Annotated in this window: 12 protein-coding genes; 4 read left to right on the top strand and 8 right to left on the bottom strand. The window is 39.2% G+C overall.

Translation table 11 applies throughout. The annotated features are described in order from the left end of the window. Positions 1 to 65: 65 nt before the first annotated feature. The 5 genes from U0R11_RS00130 to U0R11_RS00110 all read right to left on the bottom strand — a co-directional run bounded on the left by U0R11_RS00130 (position 66) and on the right by U0R11_RS00110 (position 3638). Positions 66 to 1148, bottom strand: coding sequence for a c-type cytochrome domain-containing protein (locus U0R11_RS00130; RefSeq protein ID WP_406749237.1), 1083 nt, complete (start codon positions 1146 to 1148; stop codon positions 66 to 68). Beyond that, complete coding sequence (locus U0R11_RS00125) at positions 1149 to 1700, bottom strand: YceI family protein (protein ID WP_406749236.1); 552 nt, start codon at positions 1698 to 1700, stop codon at positions 1149 to 1151. Positions 1701 to 1707: 7 nt separating this feature from the next. Beyond that, positions 1708 to 2643, bottom strand: coding sequence for a DUF5777 family beta-barrel protein (locus U0R11_RS00120; RefSeq protein WP_406749235.1), 936 nt, complete (start codon positions 2641 to 2643; stop codon positions 1708 to 1710). A 12-nt stretch (positions 2644 to 2655) separates the two neighbouring features. After that, positions 2656 to 3117, bottom strand: a complete 462-nt coding sequence (locus U0R11_RS00115; protein WP_406749234.1) for a QcrA and Rieske domain-containing protein — start codon at positions 3115 to 3117, stop codon at positions 2656 to 2658. 86 nt (positions 3118 to 3203) lie between these two features. Beyond that, positions 3204 to 3638, bottom strand: coding sequence for a Rieske (2Fe-2S) protein (locus U0R11_RS00110; RefSeq protein ID WP_406749233.1), 435 nt, complete (start codon positions 3636 to 3638; stop codon positions 3204 to 3206). Positions 3639 to 3929: 291 nt separating this feature from the next. Here U0R11_RS00110 and U0R11_RS00105 point away from each other — a divergent pair, with 291 nt between their 5' ends. Then, complete coding sequence (locus U0R11_RS00105) at positions 3930 to 5021, top strand: formylglycine-generating enzyme family protein (protein WP_406749232.1); 1092 nt, start codon at positions 3930 to 3932, stop codon at positions 5019 to 5021. On the opposite strand, the gene U0R11_RS00100 is transcribed toward U0R11_RS00105, so the two are convergent. From U0R11_RS00100 to U0R11_RS00090, 3 genes are all read right to left on the bottom strand, one after another. Beyond that, positions 5014 to 7458 (bottom strand): TonB-dependent receptor domain-containing protein, encoded by a 2445-nt coding sequence (locus U0R11_RS00100; protein ID WP_406749231.1) that lies wholly within the window; start codon positions 7456 to 7458, stop codon positions 5014 to 5016. The genes U0R11_RS00105 and U0R11_RS00100 overlap by 8 nt on opposite strands. A gap of 262 nt (positions 7459 to 7720) precedes the next feature. Then, positions 7721 to 10168 (bottom strand): TonB-dependent receptor domain-containing protein, encoded by a 2448-nt coding sequence (locus U0R11_RS00095; RefSeq protein WP_406749230.1) that lies wholly within the window; start codon positions 10166 to 10168, stop codon positions 7721 to 7723. 332 nt (positions 10169 to 10500) lie between these two features. Continuing rightward, positions 10501 to 11913, bottom strand: a complete 1413-nt coding sequence (locus U0R11_RS00090; protein WP_406749229.1) for a PQQ-dependent sugar dehydrogenase — start codon at positions 11911 to 11913, stop codon at positions 10501 to 10503. Between the two features lie 146 nt (positions 11914 to 12059). Between U0R11_RS00090 and U0R11_RS00085 the strand changes: the two genes are divergently transcribed. The 3 genes from U0R11_RS00085 to U0R11_RS00075 are packed head-to-tail and all read left to right on the top strand — an operon-like array spanning position 12060 to position 16842. Then, positions 12060 to 13037 (top strand): Kelch repeat-containing protein, encoded by a 978-nt coding sequence (locus tag U0R11_RS00085; RefSeq protein WP_406749228.1) that lies wholly within the window; start codon positions 12060 to 12062, stop codon positions 13035 to 13037. 19 nt (positions 13038 to 13056) lie between these two features. Continuing rightward, positions 13057 to 15375, top strand: coding sequence for a PSD1 and planctomycete cytochrome C domain-containing protein (locus U0R11_RS00080; RefSeq protein WP_406749227.1), 2319 nt, complete (start codon positions 13057 to 13059; stop codon positions 15373 to 15375). Between the two features lie 12 nt (positions 15376 to 15387). After that, positions 15388 to 16842, top strand: coding sequence for a DUF1501 domain-containing protein (locus U0R11_RS00075; protein WP_406749226.1), 1455 nt, complete (start codon positions 15388 to 15390; stop codon positions 16840 to 16842). Positions 16843 to 16844: the final 2 nt, after the last annotated feature.

The raw sequence follows: 16844 nt of genomic DNA, 5'->3' as shown, positions 1-16844 counted from the left end.
AAAAAAAATGACTAAGCTAGGCAAGAATCCCATCTTAGCCATTTTAAAAAATACGTCAAAACACCTTAGTTATTCAACGCTCCAGCATCAATCCAGGACTTAATCTGGCTGATTTCACAGCTGGAGATTTTGGTGGAGGCATTTGGCATTGGAACAAAACCCGCACTATGATTGACTGAACCATACAGCTTACCATTGCTTACTACTTTCAAGACATTCGCATGAGTGCTTAGATCAATACCTGCAGATGCTGTTGTTCCACTATGACAACCCAGGCAATTGGTCTTTAAGATCGTTTGAATCGTACTGGAAAAACTGATATTAGTTGTAACGCAAGCACTTCCACTAGGCTCACAAGAATTATTGAGCGCCCCTTGTTTAATCCAATTGAAAATGGCGGTTTTGGTATCTGTGCTTAGTGGAGCCATCGGTGGAACAGGCATACGTTCATCATCTGTTCGAATGATGCTTTTATATAATTTGCTGTTGGCCGGATCTCCCGCTCTAACCGATTTCATGATATTACTGTAATCGGTTAATTGAACTCCATCTTTTTTGCTGATGGCATCATGGCAGCCACTCATGGCACAATTTGAGATAATAATAGGTAAGATTTTTTGTTGAAAATATACCAAATTCGGGTCGCATGTCACCGTTGGAGGATTCACGGGAGGTACGGTAGGACTAACAGCAACTACTGGGTTTACGGGATTGCTTGGATTTAAATTGACAAGAATACTTCCAGCAGGGTAGGAGCCAATAATCCACTTTTTGATCGTAGTGACATCACATTTGGACAAAGTCGTAGCGGCATTCGGCATGGGTGAATAGCCATTAGCATGAGTCATGGAACCGTACAGTTTTCCATTTTTAATATAAGGTACTATTTTATCATAGGTACTTAAATCAACCCCACCAGAAATGATGGCACCACTATGGCAAGAAGTACAATTATATTGGAGTATAGGCCAAACCGATTTGTCAAATGTGATGGTATTTGTATCACAAGAAGCGGTAGAATTAGGTAATTCTACCCCCGTATTATTTCCTGTTCCTGCTTCTGTGGCAGGCAAAGGACTGTTTTTATCACTTAGGCAAGCCACCATAAATAAGGTGACTAAGGTTATTACAAGGAACTGGTATTTCATTTATTTCTTTTGAGTAAACTGTATTTTACTTTTCACTTCTATCACTTCTGCAATTTTTGCAAAGACAATTTTGGGTATGTCAATTTGATAATCTTGTAATCGAATATCAAACTGGCTACTTAATTGTAACTGGGTACCATCTGAAACAATGTTTCCTTTAATTTCAATGGCCTTGGTAATACCATGTATGGTGGCTGTACCTGTGGCCGTTACAGGATATGTCCCTGCTTTTTTTAGGTCTACGACTTCTTTGATTTTTCCTTTAAACGAGGCCATGGGAAATTTTTCACTTTCCAAATAGTTTTCGTTAAAGTGTTCTTGCATGAGTTTATTGGGAAATACAAATGATGTAATGCGCATTTGTACAGCAATTTCATTCGTGGCGACATTAATGATACTATTGACACTTTTGGATACGGCATCAATATTTTCTAATGGAGTTTTAGAAAAAAAGGAGACCTCTCCATTTTGTGCTTGGTACAATTGGGCATGGGCAGAAAAAGAAAATGCTAGGGTGCAACTTAGGATAGTTGCCAAAATTAATCGTTTCATAAGGGGTTTATTTGTGTGTTTTTTTTGCTTCTGGATCAAAACTGAAAGTCCTTGCGATATTGAATCCATAAAATATGTCTCCATTTGCCCAAGTACCTGTTGTTTGACCTATGAAATGTTTTTCAATCATCCCTCGTGAATTGGAGAAATGCAATTGAAATACGTGTCCTCCTGTTTCGATATCAAAGCCTAAGGCAAATGAATCTTGATAAGGATATACTTCTCCAGATTTAGCTAGGTAAGCATTTTTATCAACCAAATTTTTATAATATTCAGCCGATATACTGAGGCGGTTACTCAATTTATACCTTCCTCCAAATCCCATGGAAGTAATGGTATTTTCGTGATAGGGAGTTTCACTCAAATTATTATGTAAAATAGAAGGCATGATTTGCAAGGAAAGCTTTTCATTCATCTTTCGAGCAATCAAAAGCTGACCTACAAAACTTTGACGCTGTTGGTCATTATAGAAGCGCATCAAAGTGCCTGTTGGCATCGTATATCCAGTTGGCATCGTATTAATGACCATGCTACCATAAGCTGCTACACTTACTGGCATTTGATTCGATTGTCTCAAAACCTTGTATTTGGTATAAAAGTCATAACTCTTTTCAATGGAGGAACGTCCAGCCCCCAACAACCATTGATCTGTTATACCATATTCTAGTCCCAGTCGGATGCGTGCTTCATCTAAACCAAAGAAGTTCTCAAGAAATCCAGAGTTGACCGCCCCAAAGCGGTGTGAAATCCAAAAATTCAGATGTTTTTTGGCTATTGTCTCGATGGTTTGCCCATTAATTAAACGAGAGCCTTTAAAGGTTGCTTGAGTAAATACCTGATCTTTAGAAGCTTCTTTATCTAGCATAGCCATCAAATCATCTTGGGCCATAGAGGTATGAGCCATACCACTTATAAGGAGCAGTAGGAAGGTTATTTTCTTCATGTGTGTGTTATTTTATGAGAAAACTCTCAGATTAGTGCCTGTTAAGGCTGTTTTATAAGTAGTTAAACCTCTGCTTCCATTGGCATTTAAGCCTTTTCCATTGATGTCATACAGAGCACCATGCACGGAACAATTAAAGCCACCATTAGCATAACTAATAGCTACATTTCCCTCATGGGAACACACTTGGGTCACTGCCGCAAAGGTGCTTGAGTTAACACGCACGACTACGATTTGATTAACAATGACAAAACCTTCAGGATTATTCAATTTGGAATAATCAGTTTTGGTTAAATCCAATGTAAAGTCGACTCCCGAAGCTGGAGTACCCGGTTTTACATTGGAAGAAGGGCTAACGTTTTCTTCTTTTGAACAAGAACTTAGGCTTGAAGCAGTACAATATACTGCCAGAAGAGAGGCTCCTTTGAAGCCCAAAGACTTCAAGAATTCATTTCTGTTAAGATTGTTTTTCATTTTATGATAGAACATTAAGGGTTATTAAACGGCTAATGTTAAAAATTCTTTTTGAAAAACAAGGTTAATCTAGTGGAAATATAGAATTAGGAGTAAACTCTCAGTGAGTTTCCAGTTAATGTTGTTTTATACGTAGTTAATCCTTTGCTTCCATTGGCATTTAATCCTTTTCCACTCGTATCAAAATTGGCTCCGTGTTCAGGGCAATAAAACCCTCCACTACTGAAGATAACGGAAGCTCTTCCCTCATGGGAACAAATTTGGGTAACGGCAGCAAATGTTGTACTTGAAACACGTGCAACCACCACATTTTGGGTCACTACATAAGATCCAACCGTATTGAGTTTGGAGTAAGCTGCCTGACTTAAATCTAAAGTGAAATCGGTCGAAGAGGAAGGAGTTATCCCAGTTTCATTTTTACATGAACTCATCGCCGTGGTACCGCAGTAAACGGCAACTAACGAAGCTCCTTTCAATCCTAGGGATTTCAAGAACTCATGACGTTTTATTTTGTCATTCATAATTTATTAAGGGGTTTAATGTTTCCAAAACTAATCAAACAAACGAATGTTTTAACTGATCATGATCAGCTATTTCTCTGATTTCGATTAAGGAGGCTAGTATGACTTGCAATAGGCTAATTGTGCCGACTTAGCAATTAGTCAAATTAGGAGCTTATTTGTCAAACAATTCCTCAAGTATTAATTGGTTTATATGTTTTGTTTCTGTTAAATTCCCCATTGATTCAGTTTTACGATGAAAAGAAAACCCCAAGTATGAGATTTAATTGGAGCTGTGTTTTTGTAGTGTTGATGATAACGAATTTGCCACATGATCTGTGTGCGCAATTGAGTCAGCGTCAAAAGGATTCATTAGCAGCTTGCCATGTTCCATTGCCATCTAAGAGGGGATTCGTCAAAGCAAATTTGACCCAAAAAAATTCGATCAAATCTTCCATGGTGCAGGGAATGAAAAAAATTCCGGCAGGAATTTTTGATATGGGAGCTCATGATGAAAAAGGTAGAACGGATGAATATCCCGTTCATCGAGTGGCGGTGAAATCATTTTGGATGGATGAAACGGAAGTGACCAACGCTCAATTCGCTGCTTTTGTTGCTGCTACTGCTTATGTAACTACGGCCGAAAAGGCCATTTCTTGGGAGGAATTGAAGAAACAAGTACCTGCAGGCACACCTCGTCCACCTGATTCTTTATTAGCTCCTAGTTCTTTAGTATTTGTCCCAACAACAGGTCCTGTCAATTTAATGGATTACAGTCAATGGTGGCAATTTGTAAGGGGCGCCGATTGGCGTCATCCAGAAGGGCCACAATCCTCCATCGTTGGAAAAGAAAATCATCCTGTGGTACAGGTTTCTTGGGACGATGCTCAGGCATATGCTCGGTGGGCAGGAAAAAGATTGCCTACGGAAGCTGAATGGGAATGGGCCGCAAGGGGTGGTCTGAAAAATCTAGAGTTTCCATGGGGTTCTGAACCTATTGAATCAGGTGTATTCAAGGCCAATACTTGGCAAGGAAAATTCCCTTACAAAGATGAGGCCAAGGACGGATACGTACATACGACGGCTCCAGTAAAGCAATTTGCAGCCAATGGTTTTGGATTGTATGATATCGCTGGTAATGTCTGGGAATGGTGTTTTGATAATTACCGACATGATTATTATGCTACTTTAAAAAAGAAAGGAACCCTTGTTTTAAATCCCAAAGGTCCCATGAATAGTTACGATCCAGATGAACCGGGCATACCTAAAAAAGTGATGCGGGGTGGTTCATTTTTGTGCAATGATTCCTATTGTGCGTCCTATCGAAGCTCAGCCCGTATGAAATCAAGTCCAGATTCTGGTCTCATGCACACGGGCTTTCGCTGTGTGAAGGATGTTAATTAGTGTTTTTGACTCTTCCTTTTTCAGATTCTAAGCCTGTGCTTCTTTCGCGCGCTTCTTTGATACTGGAATTACCAAATCGATAACTAAAGTTCAAGCGAACAACTCGGGTTTCACCTCTGCTTTTTACAAATACGTCTAAATCGGCATATTTTATAGAGGCATTGGGAATTTGAGTGTACAAAATATCACTGGCATTCAATCGAAGAGTTCCTTTTTTATTCATGATGGTTTTTTGAATGCCAAGATTGAGCGCTCCTCCAGATTGGAAATTGAATGCTTGTTCCAATCCGCCTGTAAAGTATTGCCCACCTACTTCTATTTTGATATCATGCTTCAAACTAAAAGTATGATTGGAATTTAGATACAACATATTTCCAACGGGATTGATGGAAGTTTGATCTAGTTTGCCTGTTAATTCAACATGATTTAAATAGATGTCGGTATTGCTTGTCCACCAAGATTTAATAGGAATGGGTAAGGAAAAACCTAAACTATAAGTCACCCTTTGAGCTAAGTTATCCGTAGTTTGGTAGGTAATACGCTTTTCTGTATCCTGTTTCAACAATTGGGTGATAACTTGATCTGTATGACTATATGCTAAAGAAGTAGTATAAGCTCCTGCATAGGTATGAGTAAATTCAAATGAATTGGTCAATTGGGGTAACAAATTAGGGTTACCAACCTCATAATTGTAATTATCAATATAAAAGATGAATGGATTCATGGAGTTGTAGTTTGGGCGATCTATGCGTCGACTGTATTTCAATCCTAAGTTGTGTTTTTTATTTGCTTCAAACTGGAGAAATGCACTAGGAAAGACTTGGAAATAGGAACGTTTGAAACTAGAATCAGGAACATCGGACATATACGAAATGGATTTTCCTTGAGCAATGGTCCATTCACCTCGTAAGCCCAGTTGATAACTCCATTTACCTAATTTTTTATCTTGATTGATGTAAGCCGCATGGATTTGTTCATTATACTGAAACCGGTTGCTTAATGCATATAGGAAAGAATAGGAAGGGTTTTCTTTGATCCGACTTGAAAACTGCACATCATTATCGGTTTTAACCAAACTGGATTTTAAACCCATTCCCCATTTGGTCGTTTTATTGACGGGTAGTACATAATCCGACTTGAAGGAATATTGATCAATATAGGAGAAGGATTGGGTGCGGATGAGGGAATCACTTTTTATTAGATTATTTGTTGCACCAAACCATTGAGTTAAATAGACATTGGTACCTTGATCATGAAAACGAGCAAAATCTAGGTCAATGGTAAGTTCTTTACCAGTGCTATCATAACTATGTTTATAATTGAAATTAGTGGCTAGGTTCGTAAATGGATTATCTAAATTATTATAAGTGTCTAATTGACTTAGAAGTTGATTGTTCAAATTTCTTTGTGTAGTTCGGTTCATGCCACGATACAAATTCGTTTGACTGCTGCCTCCTGAAATGAGAAAGCCCAGCGTTGTTTTGGGGGAATAGGTCCAGTCAACACCAGCTTTTAATTGGGTATTTTGGGAAATGAAATTATAGAAGGAATTTGAATTCCAAACTTCCCCTTGCTTGGCGAATTGCCGCGTAATATCAATGGTGTTCATGTTAGGTTGATGAACATAGGATCCATTGCTGAACCAATTCCAAGCATTTTTTCGATAATTAAGGTTAAAACCGACACGGCCTCGGGTATAAAACCCCTGACCTAAAGTTGCATTCACTGAGCCATTCATGCCCATTTGTGAATTTTTTTTGAGCTTGATATTTAAGATGCCAGCAGTTCCAGCGGCATCGTATTTGGCAGAAGGATTACTGATAATTTCCAATTGAGCAATTTGATCAGCTCCTAGATTTCGCAAATAATTGTTCAAGTCACTTCCTGTTAAATAAGAAATTTTTCCATCAATCATTACTTTGGCGCCTTGTTTGCCACGTATGCTAATGTTCCCATCTTTATCAACGATGACTCCAGGTGATTTTTCAATGACTTCCATAGCCGAATTTCCTGCGGCCATGATGGAGTTTTCCACATTGACTACCGTTTTGTCCACCATGTTTTCAATGAATGGTTTAGTAGCTTTAATTTCTACATTGGCTAATTCTATAGTCGAGGGTTCAAGTTGGATCGTACCTAGATCAATTTGGCTATTGGTTTTTATTTCATCCAATTTAATTAAACGAACCAGATAGCCCGTTGATTGAATTTTAAGGGTAAAATGACCACTGGGTACATTTTGAGCCTGTAAAATTCCATTTTCGTCGGAGATAAAACCTTTTACTAATGTGGAGTCTGAGCTTTTTCTCAGTAAGAAGGAAGCAAAGGGGATAGCTTGCTTTTTTTCATCGACAATGTTGGCTTTTAAACTTGATTGACCAAACGAGGTCAATTGTATTAATATAAGGCATAGCGTTGTTAATAGGAGGTTTTTCATTAGGTAGATTGTTTGATTAGTTTTAAAGTATATACAGAATTGCTTGGGTAAAAATGACCTAGGCGTATTAAAAAATAGTGGTGGAGAATCGTCAGAAGAATGAAGTTTTGGGCTAAAAAACCCGACCATAATTCTTGTTGAAATCTGGATACAAAAAAACAAGGACGAACCTAGATTCGCCCTTGTCGGAGAGTTAAAAACTGTTAAGCTTTAACATCTTTTAAGAAATTGATTATTAGTCGCTTAGTATTTAAATGGGTTATTAATTGGCACTTTTTACGCGATCTTTTTCAGCATCCAAACCGGTATTTCTAACACGAGCTCCTTTGACAGCTGTATTTCCAAATCGGTAAGTGAAATTGAATCGAACCACACGAGTATCGTTTCTGTTTTTCACGGTTATATCAATATCTCCGTATTTGATTGTTGCCATTGGGTTTTGTGTATACAATATATCACTTGCATTTATCCGAATGGTTCCTTTTTTGTTCAAGACTGTTTTTTGAATACCTAGGTTTAATGAACCACCAGGGCCAAAATTAAAGGCTTGTTCCAATCCTCCTGAGAAATATTGTCCTCCTAGTTCTAGTTTAATGTCATTTTTTAAGCTAAAAGTATGGTTGGAGTTGATGTAGAACATATTTCCCACAGGATTGATTTGTGCTTGATCCACTTTACCTGTTAATTCATTGCGATTCAGTTGGATATCCGTATTACTTGTCCACCATTTAGTTACTGGGATCGGCAAGGAGAAACTTAAGTTGTACGAGGTACTTTGAGCCAAGTTGGCAGAAGTTTGATAGGTTTTACGGGCCTTAGTATCTTGTCTCAATAATTGAGTGATCACATCATCGGTATGACTATATCCAAAAGTGGTATTAAATGCTCCCTTGAATGTATGAGTTAATTCAAATGAATTGGTTAACTGAGGCATCAACATCGGGTTACCCACTCGATAGGTATAGTTGTCTAAGAAGAAAACGAATGGGTTTAAGTCGGAATAACCTGGACGATTAATTCTACGGCTATAGTTTAAACCTAGAGTATGGTTTTTGTTAACTTCATATTGAACAAAAGCACTTGGGAATAGTTGTTTGAAGTCGCGGTGGAAGGATGAATCTGAAGCCGCATTTCCATAAGCCATTGATTTTCCATCGGCAATGGTCCATTCTCCACGTAAACCTATTTGGTAGCTCCATTTGCCCAATTTACGTTCTGTATTTAAGTAAACTGCGTGAATTTGCTCCTCATACATAAAGCGATTGCTTTGTTTGTTTAGGAAGGTATAATCCACATCACTAGCTGTTTTTCCTCTAAACTGAAGGTCGTTATCCGTTTTTACATAGCTGGATTTTACACCCATTCCCCATTTGCTGGTTTTCCCAATAGGTAAGACATAATCCGATTTGAAGGAGTATTGGTCAATGTTGGAAAATGCTCCTGTACGTAAAAGGGAATCATTTTTGATTTTATTGAATTCAGAACCATACCACTGAGTCAAATAATCATTTTGATTTTTATCTACATAGCGTGCATAATCTAAGTCAATCGTCAACTCTTTTCCTGTACTATCAAATGTATGTTTGAAGTTGATGTTGTTGGCAAAGTTATGGAATGGATTATCCATGGAGTTGTAGGTATCCAATTTACTCATGATGGCATTGGTAGCCAGATTACGTTGAGTAGATTGATTTAAACCATTGTTTAAGCTTGTTTGGTTTAAGCCTCCAGAGAATAAAATCCCTAAAGTTGTTTTTTTATTGACCGTCCAGTCTGCCCCTACTTTCATGGAAGTATAAGTGCCTTTGAAAGGGAAATCGGTGGTTGAATTCCAAACTTCATTTTGGGTACGGAAATAACGAGTGATGTTATTGTGCTGTAAGTTGTTTCTTCCAAAGTAGGAAGCATTTCCAAAAACGTTCCAACCATTATTGCGGTAATTTAAATTTAAACCCGCACTGGAGCGAGTATATACACCTTGGCCGATAGTACCGTTTACAGACCCATTCATGCCCATATTCACATTCTTCTTCATTTTAATGTTGATGATACCTGCAGTACCTGCCGCATCATATTTGGAAGAAGGGTTGGTCATGATTTCTAATTGAGAAATTTGATCAGCAGAAAGATTGCGTAAGAAGTTGCTCAAATCATTACCTGATAAATAGGATATTTTACCATCAATCATGACTTTAACACCTTGTTTTCCACGTAAACTGATGTTTCCATCTTTATCGACAATGACCCCAGGGGAGCGCTCTAATACTTCCATGGCGGAGTTGCCTGCTGCCATAACCGAGTTTTCTACATTGACAACGGTCTTGTCTAATTGTCTTTCGATAAATGGTTTAGTTGCTCGTACTACCACCTCGTTTAGTTGAGTAGAAAGGGGTTCTAGGGCAATAATGCCTAAATCCAATTGGCTATTGGCCGTAACTTCGCCCAATTTTTTGGAATAGGCTTTATAGCCTGTAAATTGAATTTTTAAGGTAAAGTTTCCTTGGGGTAAAGCAGAGGCTTTTAATTCACCATTTTCATCGGTGATAAATCCTTTTACTAACGTGGAGTCACTTGCTTTTCTTAAAAGAACAGAAGCAAAAGGAACAGGCTGATTTTTTTCATCTCGGATTTTAGCTGAAAGTCCGTTATCGGCAAATGCGAGGAGGGGGGCAATAATAGAAAATAGGGTAGATAAAATAAAAGTTTTCATTAGGCGGATTGAATTGTTTTTTGGTTGTTTAACAGAGAACATGTCGAAGATGCAAACAAGAGCCCGAGGGTTGCATGTCTCTCTTTTGACAATGCAAAGCTATACTAGGTACTTTGTTATACATAGTACTATATGACAAACAATAAAATGCTTTGGATGAGTGGTAAATAGCAAGGGCAAAATGTAAAATGCCTGTTTGGATTAGTGAAAATCGATTATCAATTTATTGGACAATAGATATGCATTCTCATTCGTTTGGCATGTAAAAAAACAACGCTGGCAAGGTTCCGAACCTTGACAGCGTTGTTTCAAACAATCCTAAAATATTGGGTTTATTGCGGTCTTAAACGGAAAACCATGCCTGGATTTTCAACTCCTACATACAAATAGCCATCTACACCCATTTTCACATTGCGCATACGCCCTAGATTAACGAGTACTTTTTCTTGCGAAACGACTTTGTTGTTTTTTATCACCACACGGTTCATATAATTGAAACGTAAAGATCCAATCATTAAATTGCCTTTCCATGCAGGGTATTTATCACTGTCTACAAAGGCCAATCCTGAAGGAGCAATGGATGGAAGGTAATAAGTGATGGGTTGCTCCATGCCTTCTTTCTTAGAAATACTCGTAATGGGTTTACCATCGTAATTGATTCCATAAGAAATGGTTGGCCAGCCATAATTCTTACCAGCCTGGATAATATTGATTTCATCTCCACCACGTGGACCATGTTCTGTTTCCCAGATGGCTCCTGTATATGGATTCAAGGTTAAACCTTGCGGATTTCTTTGTCCATACGAATAAATGCTGTGATGAAATTTAGCTAGATCTTTTCCTACAAATGGATTGTCTTTGGGTACACTACCATCATCATTCAGACGATGGATTTTACCATTGTCATTATCTGTTTCCTGCGGGAAGACTTTTTCCATGCCACGTTCTCCCACACTAAAGAATAAATATCCTTGTTTATCAAAGGCGATACGTGATCCAAAATGGTGGAAAGTCTTGGTGTAAGGTAGCGATTCAAATATATCCTGAGATTCAACCCACTCATTGTTTTTGATTTTACCTCTCACAATTCCTGTGGCTGTAACTGTTTGGCCTCCCTCCGTTTTAAATTTGGAATAGGACATGTAAACCCAACCGTTGGAAGCATAGTTGGGATGTAAAACCACATCCAATAATCCACCTTGACCTTTAGCCATTACAGCAGGAGTTCCTTTGATGGCCGTTTTATGTTGTTTTTGGTCTACTAGATATAATGTTCCGGCACGGTCAGTAACTAAATAATCTTTGTTAGGTAATTGAGCAAATCCCCATGGACTTTCTAATCCACTGACAATCGTATCCAATACCACCGTCATTCCTTCGGATTTGAATACATTGGATGAAGGCTTATTGGCAAATTTGTATTGATCTACACTCGCTAATTTCTCCGTAATTAAATCAGCTAATTTTTCAATCTCTTTGGCACTTAATGCAGCTTTCCATGAAGGCATACCTAAATCGGCATAACCATTCGTAATGGTGGCGATCAATTCGGGCTTAGTTTTTCCATGTTTCCAAGTACGATCCACAAAGGCATCAACTTTTTCTCCATGGCAACTTGAACAATATTGCGTATACGTTTTTTCTGTGGATTCGTCCACTAATGCTTTTTTAGGAGCATAGGTTAATGACATGATGCTGATGGAGGCCACCGCAATTCCGCCCAAAATACTGAGTCTTTTATGCATTATAGTAAAATTAAAGGGTCAATTTTCTTTTCAATTCTAGCACTAAGCTAAAAATAATTTGTTGAAATTTTATCTAGGTCTATCGGCTTAAAAAAGCGGAACATTTCTATATTTTTTTTACATTAGACTTTCAAACCTATTAAACCATGAAAAAGTTTCTATTGATTTGCCTTGGGCTAATCTCTTGGTGTGTGTCTGCGCAGGATTCCTCCAGTTCTTGGAACATCATCACATCTCAACAAGCTGCACAAAAAAGACATGAAAGCTCCATGGTAGAATGCGATGGGAAATTTTATGCTTTAGGTGGAAGAGGAAAAAGACCTATTGAAGAGTTTGATCCTAAAACATCCAATTGGACTGTTTTAGCCGATGCACCCATGGAATTTAATCATTTTCAGGCCATTTCATTTCAACATGAAATTTATGTCATCGGTGCTTTAACAGGTAATTATCCGCATGAAAAACCAATTCCTCAATTTTTGATATTTAATCCCAAAACTAAAACCTGGAGAGAAGGTGCTTCCATTCCAGCTGATCGATTGAGGGGTTCTGTCGGGGTATTTACCCGGGGAAATAAAATTTATTTAGTGGCAGGGATTATCGACGGTCATTATGATGGACATGTCAAATGGTTTGATGAATACGATACAAAATCCAATACTTGGAAAATTATGCCAGATGCACCCAGAGCTCGAGATCATTTCCAAGCCGTGATGGTGGGTAAAGACAAGGCCTATGTTGCTGGAGGGCGTACTTCCCATGCCAAGATTGGTAAAGTACTTGATCTTTGCATCAAGGAGGTGGATGTTTTTGATTTCAAAAGCAATCAATGGTCAACTTTGGCAGAAGGCCTTCCTACCTTACGTGCAGGTACATCTTCCATTGCAAATGGGCCTTACCTAGCTGTAATGAATGGAGAAAGTGTCAAACAAGTTCCTGCTCATTCAGAAGTAGAAGTGTTGGATACCAGAACAGGAACTTGGTCCAGTCTACCAAATTTACTGCAAGGCAGACATGGTACAGGGGTTGTTTATTGGAAAGGAAAAATTTATGTAGTTGCAGGAAGTGCCAATCGAGGTGGAGGACCAGAACTCAATGAAATGGAATGTTTATCATGGAAATAAAATAATAAACATGATAGCCATGCGCCCAACATCCATTCGATTCATCCTTATTTTAGCAGCTTTCAGTATTCTAGCTTATACAAGCTGGAGATGCACGAGCTCTCGGGCAGATGATACCACGATGCCGGATGTAGTGGATTACAACTACCACATTAGGCCTATTCTCTCAGACCGCTGTTTTAAATGCCACGGGCCTGATGCCAATAAACGAGAAGCCAATTTGCGTTTAGATACACCTGAGGGAGCTTATGCTGCATTTAAAGATAATGCCAAAGCCCATGCCATTGTACCTGGTAATCCAGAGGCTTCTGAATTAATGGCTAGAATTACCGCCAAAGATACTTCACAGCGGATGCCTCCCATGAAATCCAATTTGACATTAAGTCCTCACGAAATAGAGCTCTTAGAAAAATGGATTGAGCAAGGGGCTAAATACAAACCACACTGGGCATTCATCGCACCTAAAACACCTGAAATTCCCGAGGCAGATGCTGCTTGGGTACGAAACCCCATCGATCATTTTACCTATGCCAAAATGAAAGAGAAAGGGCTAAGTCCTAGTGAAGAAGCCGATAAAGAGCGTCTCTTAAAACGAGTATGTTTTGACTTAACAGGACTACCTCCGAGTTTAGAAATGCAAGATCGCTTTTTGAAAGATACGAGTCCTCAAGCCTATGAGAAGATCGTAGATGAGCTACTTGCCAACAAGCACTATGGAGAAAAAATGGCTACGTATTGGCTAGATGTGGCGCGCTATGCGGATTCACATGGCTACCAAGATGATGGATTAAGGACCATGTGGCCTTGGCGGGATTGGGTCATTCATGCCTTTAATTCCAATTATTCCTATTCCAAATTTTTGACGTGGCAGTTAGCGGGCGACTTAATCCCACATGCCACCAAAGAAATGATATTGGCCACAGGCTTTAATCGAAACCATAAAATCACACAGGAAGGTGGGGTGATTGATGAGGAATATCGAGTGGAATATGTCAATGACCGTACGAGTACTTTTGGTAAAGCATTTTTAGCGCTCACCTTTGAATGTTCCAAATGCCATGACCATAAATATGATCCTATTTCACAAAAGGACTATTACAGTACGTATGCTTTTTTTAATCAGGTTCCTGAAAAAGGTCTTTTTGGGACGATTGATGCCTCTTTTGCCGATCCTCCCAATATTAAAATTACCAGTCAAGAAGTGGCTTCTATTTTGAAATTTATCAATAAACGAGATACGGCAGCAGTAGAAGTGATGGTGATGAAGGACTCCAGTAATTGGCGACCAACTTTTGTGCTTAACCGTGGAAATTACGATGCCCACGGTGAGCCAGTAGGAGTAGGGATACCGAAAAGTATTTTACCTTTCTCTCCCCAAAAATATAGTAAGAATCGATTGGGATTGGCTAAATGGTTGGTTGATGATCAAAATCCACTGACAGCGCGAGTATTTGTGAACCGAGTATGGTTTCAGTTTTTTGGGAGAGGGATAGTTAAGACGCTGGGTGACTTTGGTATGCAGGGAGAATTACCGACCCACCCAGAACTATTGGATTGGCTAGCCGTTGATTTTAAGTCGCACCACTGGAATATCAAGCGTTTGGTCAAACAGATTGTGACCTCTGCTACTTACTGCCAATCTTCCAGCATTACATCAGCACATTTAAAAGTGGATCCTGATAATATTTACCTTTCTCATACTCCTCGTTTACGTATTCCAGCGGAAAATGTGCGCGACCATGTTTTAGCTAGTGCTGATATTTTAAATCCAGAAATAGGTGGACCAAGCATCAAACCTTATCAACCTAAAGGGATATGGGAAGTGGCATCTTCTGGTCGTGGATCTTTGATGACGTACATTCAAGATCACCAACAGGATTTATATCGAAGAGGGATGTATGTTTTTATCAAACGTACCGTGCCACCACCATCCATGCTGATTTTTGATGCGAGTAACCGCGATCAATGTGAAGTGCAAAGAGGTAGAACCAATACACCCTTGCAGGCTTTGGTCATGATGAATGACCCTCATGTATCTGAAAGTTCCCGCGTATTGGCGGAAAATATGGCCAAGCTGAAACTTCCAGTAGATGAAGTCTTGAGTCAGGTATTTCGAAAAATAGTGTGCAGAACGCCACAGGCCAAGGAACTGGCCATTTTGAAGAAGTATTTGGAGGCAGAACAATTGGAATTCCAACGAAAGCCTACAAAAATCAAGCAATTGATGAAGGTTGGCGAATATCAAAAAAACCAAGCCGTGGCCAATCCATTTACGGCTGCTTTGATGCAAACGATTCAAATGATTTATAATATGGAAGAAACGTTAATGCGGGTGTAAACCTTTTCATCTATGGGAAACGAGTTTTTTAAAAATAGACTGAATATCACCAGAAGGCATTTCTTCGGAAAAGCTGCTGCGGGAATTGGTGGCCTGGCATTAGGATCTTTGTTGATTCCTAAAATTTGGAAGGGAGACGGAACAGATGTTTCAACTAGCCCTTTGGGATTAGCTCAATATGCCCCTAAGGCGAAGAGAATCATTTACTTATGTCAAAATGGGGCACCTTCCCAATATGAAACGTTTGATTACAAACCTTTATTAACCAAAATGATGGGTCAGGATTTACCTGAGTCCATTCGGGGTGGTCAGCGCTTAACAGGCATGACGGCCAGTCAGACCAAGTTCCCTTTGATGGGTTCTTATTATAGCTTCCGTCAGCATGGACAGTCGGGCGCTTATATCAGTGATTTATTACCCAATATTGCCAAAATAGCGGATGATATTTGTATCGTTCGCACCATGAATACGGATGCCATCAACCACGACCCGGCTTTGACTTTTTTACAAACGGGCGCTCAAGTGGGTAATAGACCCAGTATGGGGGCTTGGATGAGCTATGGCTTAGGTAGTGAGAATAAAAATTTACCTGCTTTTTGTGTATTATTATCTAGGGGAAGAGGAAATGGTCAAGGGGTTTATTCCAAACTATGGACCAATGGATTTTTGGATTCTACCCATCAAGGTGTGGTTTTTAGTTCCAGTGAAGACCCTATTTTATACTTAAATGATGCCGAAGGAATTGATAAACAGGATCGTCGGCGGATGTTGGATCATTTAGCAGAACTGAATCAATTGGGATTTGATGAAAGTGGTGATCCTGAAATTCAGGCGAAAGTCCAACAGTATGAAATGGCCTACCGCATGCAAACGGCGGTACCCGAATTGACTGATTTATCCAAAGAGCCTGATCACATTATTAAAATGTATGGTCCTGATTGTTTGGTACCGGGCACCTATGCCGCCAATGCTTTATTGGCCAGAAAATTGTCAGAATCCGGGGTTCGCTTTGTTCAATTGTATCATCAAGGTTGGGATTCCCATGGGAATTTACCGAACGAAATGGGCATGCAGGCGCAAGATGTAGACCGTGCTTCAGCTGCTTTGATTACGGATTTAAAACAAAGGGGTCTTCTTGATGAAACTTTGGTGATTTGGGGAGGAGAGTTTGGTCGAACAAATTATTGTCAAGGGAATTTTACCCCAGATAATTATGGTCGAGATCATCATCCAAGAGCCTACAGTATTTTTATGGCAGGAGGAGGCACCAAGCCAGGTACAGTGTATGGCGAAACAGATGAATTGGGATACAATGTGGCCAAAGACCCTGTGAATATCCATGATTTTCATGCTACAGTTTTACATTTAATGGGAATTAATCATGAACAATTAACCTATAAACATTTGGGGAGAAGGTATCGATTAACCGATGTTTCGGGAAATGTAATCCCAGGACTTTTGGCATAAAT

Source organism: Aquirufa salirivi (assembly GCF_045310485.1).
GTDB classification, from domain to species: Bacteria; Bacteroidota; Bacteroidia; order Cytophagales; family Spirosomataceae; genus Aquirufa; species Aquirufa salirivi.
Note: the sequence above shows the minus strand (reverse complement) of the source record. Positions and strands in the feature narration are given on the sequence as shown.

Bases quoted from the DNA above. Each gene is read 5' to 3' on its own strand.
- U0R11_RS00130 (WP_406749237.1), bottom strand. From the start codon at position 1,148: ATGAAATACCAGTTCCTTGTAATAACCTTAGTCACCTTATTTATGGTG.
- U0R11_RS00125 (WP_406749236.1), bottom strand. From the start codon at position 1,700: ATGAAACGATTAATTTTGGCAACTATCCTAAGTTGCACCCTAGCATTT.
- U0R11_RS00120 (WP_406749235.1), bottom strand. From the start codon at position 2,643: ATGAAGAAAATAACCTTCCTACTGCTCCTTATAAGTGGTATGGCTCAT.
- U0R11_RS00115 (WP_406749234.1), bottom strand. From the start codon at position 3,117: ATGAAAAACAATCTTAACAGAAATGAATTCTTGAAGTCTTTGGGCTTC.
- U0R11_RS00110 (WP_406749233.1), bottom strand. From the start codon at position 3,638: ATGAATGACAAAATAAAACGTCATGAGTTCTTGAAATCCCTAGGATTG.
- U0R11_RS00105 (WP_406749232.1), top strand. From the start codon at position 3,930: ATGATAACGAATTTGCCACATGATCTGTGTGCGCAATTGAGTCAGCGT.
- U0R11_RS00100 (WP_406749231.1), bottom strand. From the start codon at position 7,458: ATGAAAAACCTCCTATTAACAACGCTATGCCTTATATTAATACAATTG.
- U0R11_RS00095 (WP_406749230.1), bottom strand. From the start codon at position 10,168: ATGAAAACTTTTATTTTATCTACCCTATTTTCTATTATTGCCCCCCTC.
- U0R11_RS00090 (WP_406749229.1), bottom strand. From the start codon at position 11,913: ATGCATAAAAGACTCAGTATTTTGGGCGGAATTGCGGTGGCCTCCATC.
- U0R11_RS00085 (WP_406749228.1), top strand. From the start codon at position 12,060: ATGAAAAAGTTTCTATTGATTTGCCTTGGGCTAATCTCTTGGTGTGTG.
- U0R11_RS00080 (WP_406749227.1), top strand. From the start codon at position 13,057: ATGCGCCCAACATCCATTCGATTCATCCTTATTTTAGCAGCTTTCAGT.
- U0R11_RS00075 (WP_406749226.1), top strand. From the start codon at position 15,388: ATGGGAAACGAGTTTTTTAAAAATAGACTGAATATCACCAGAAGGCAT.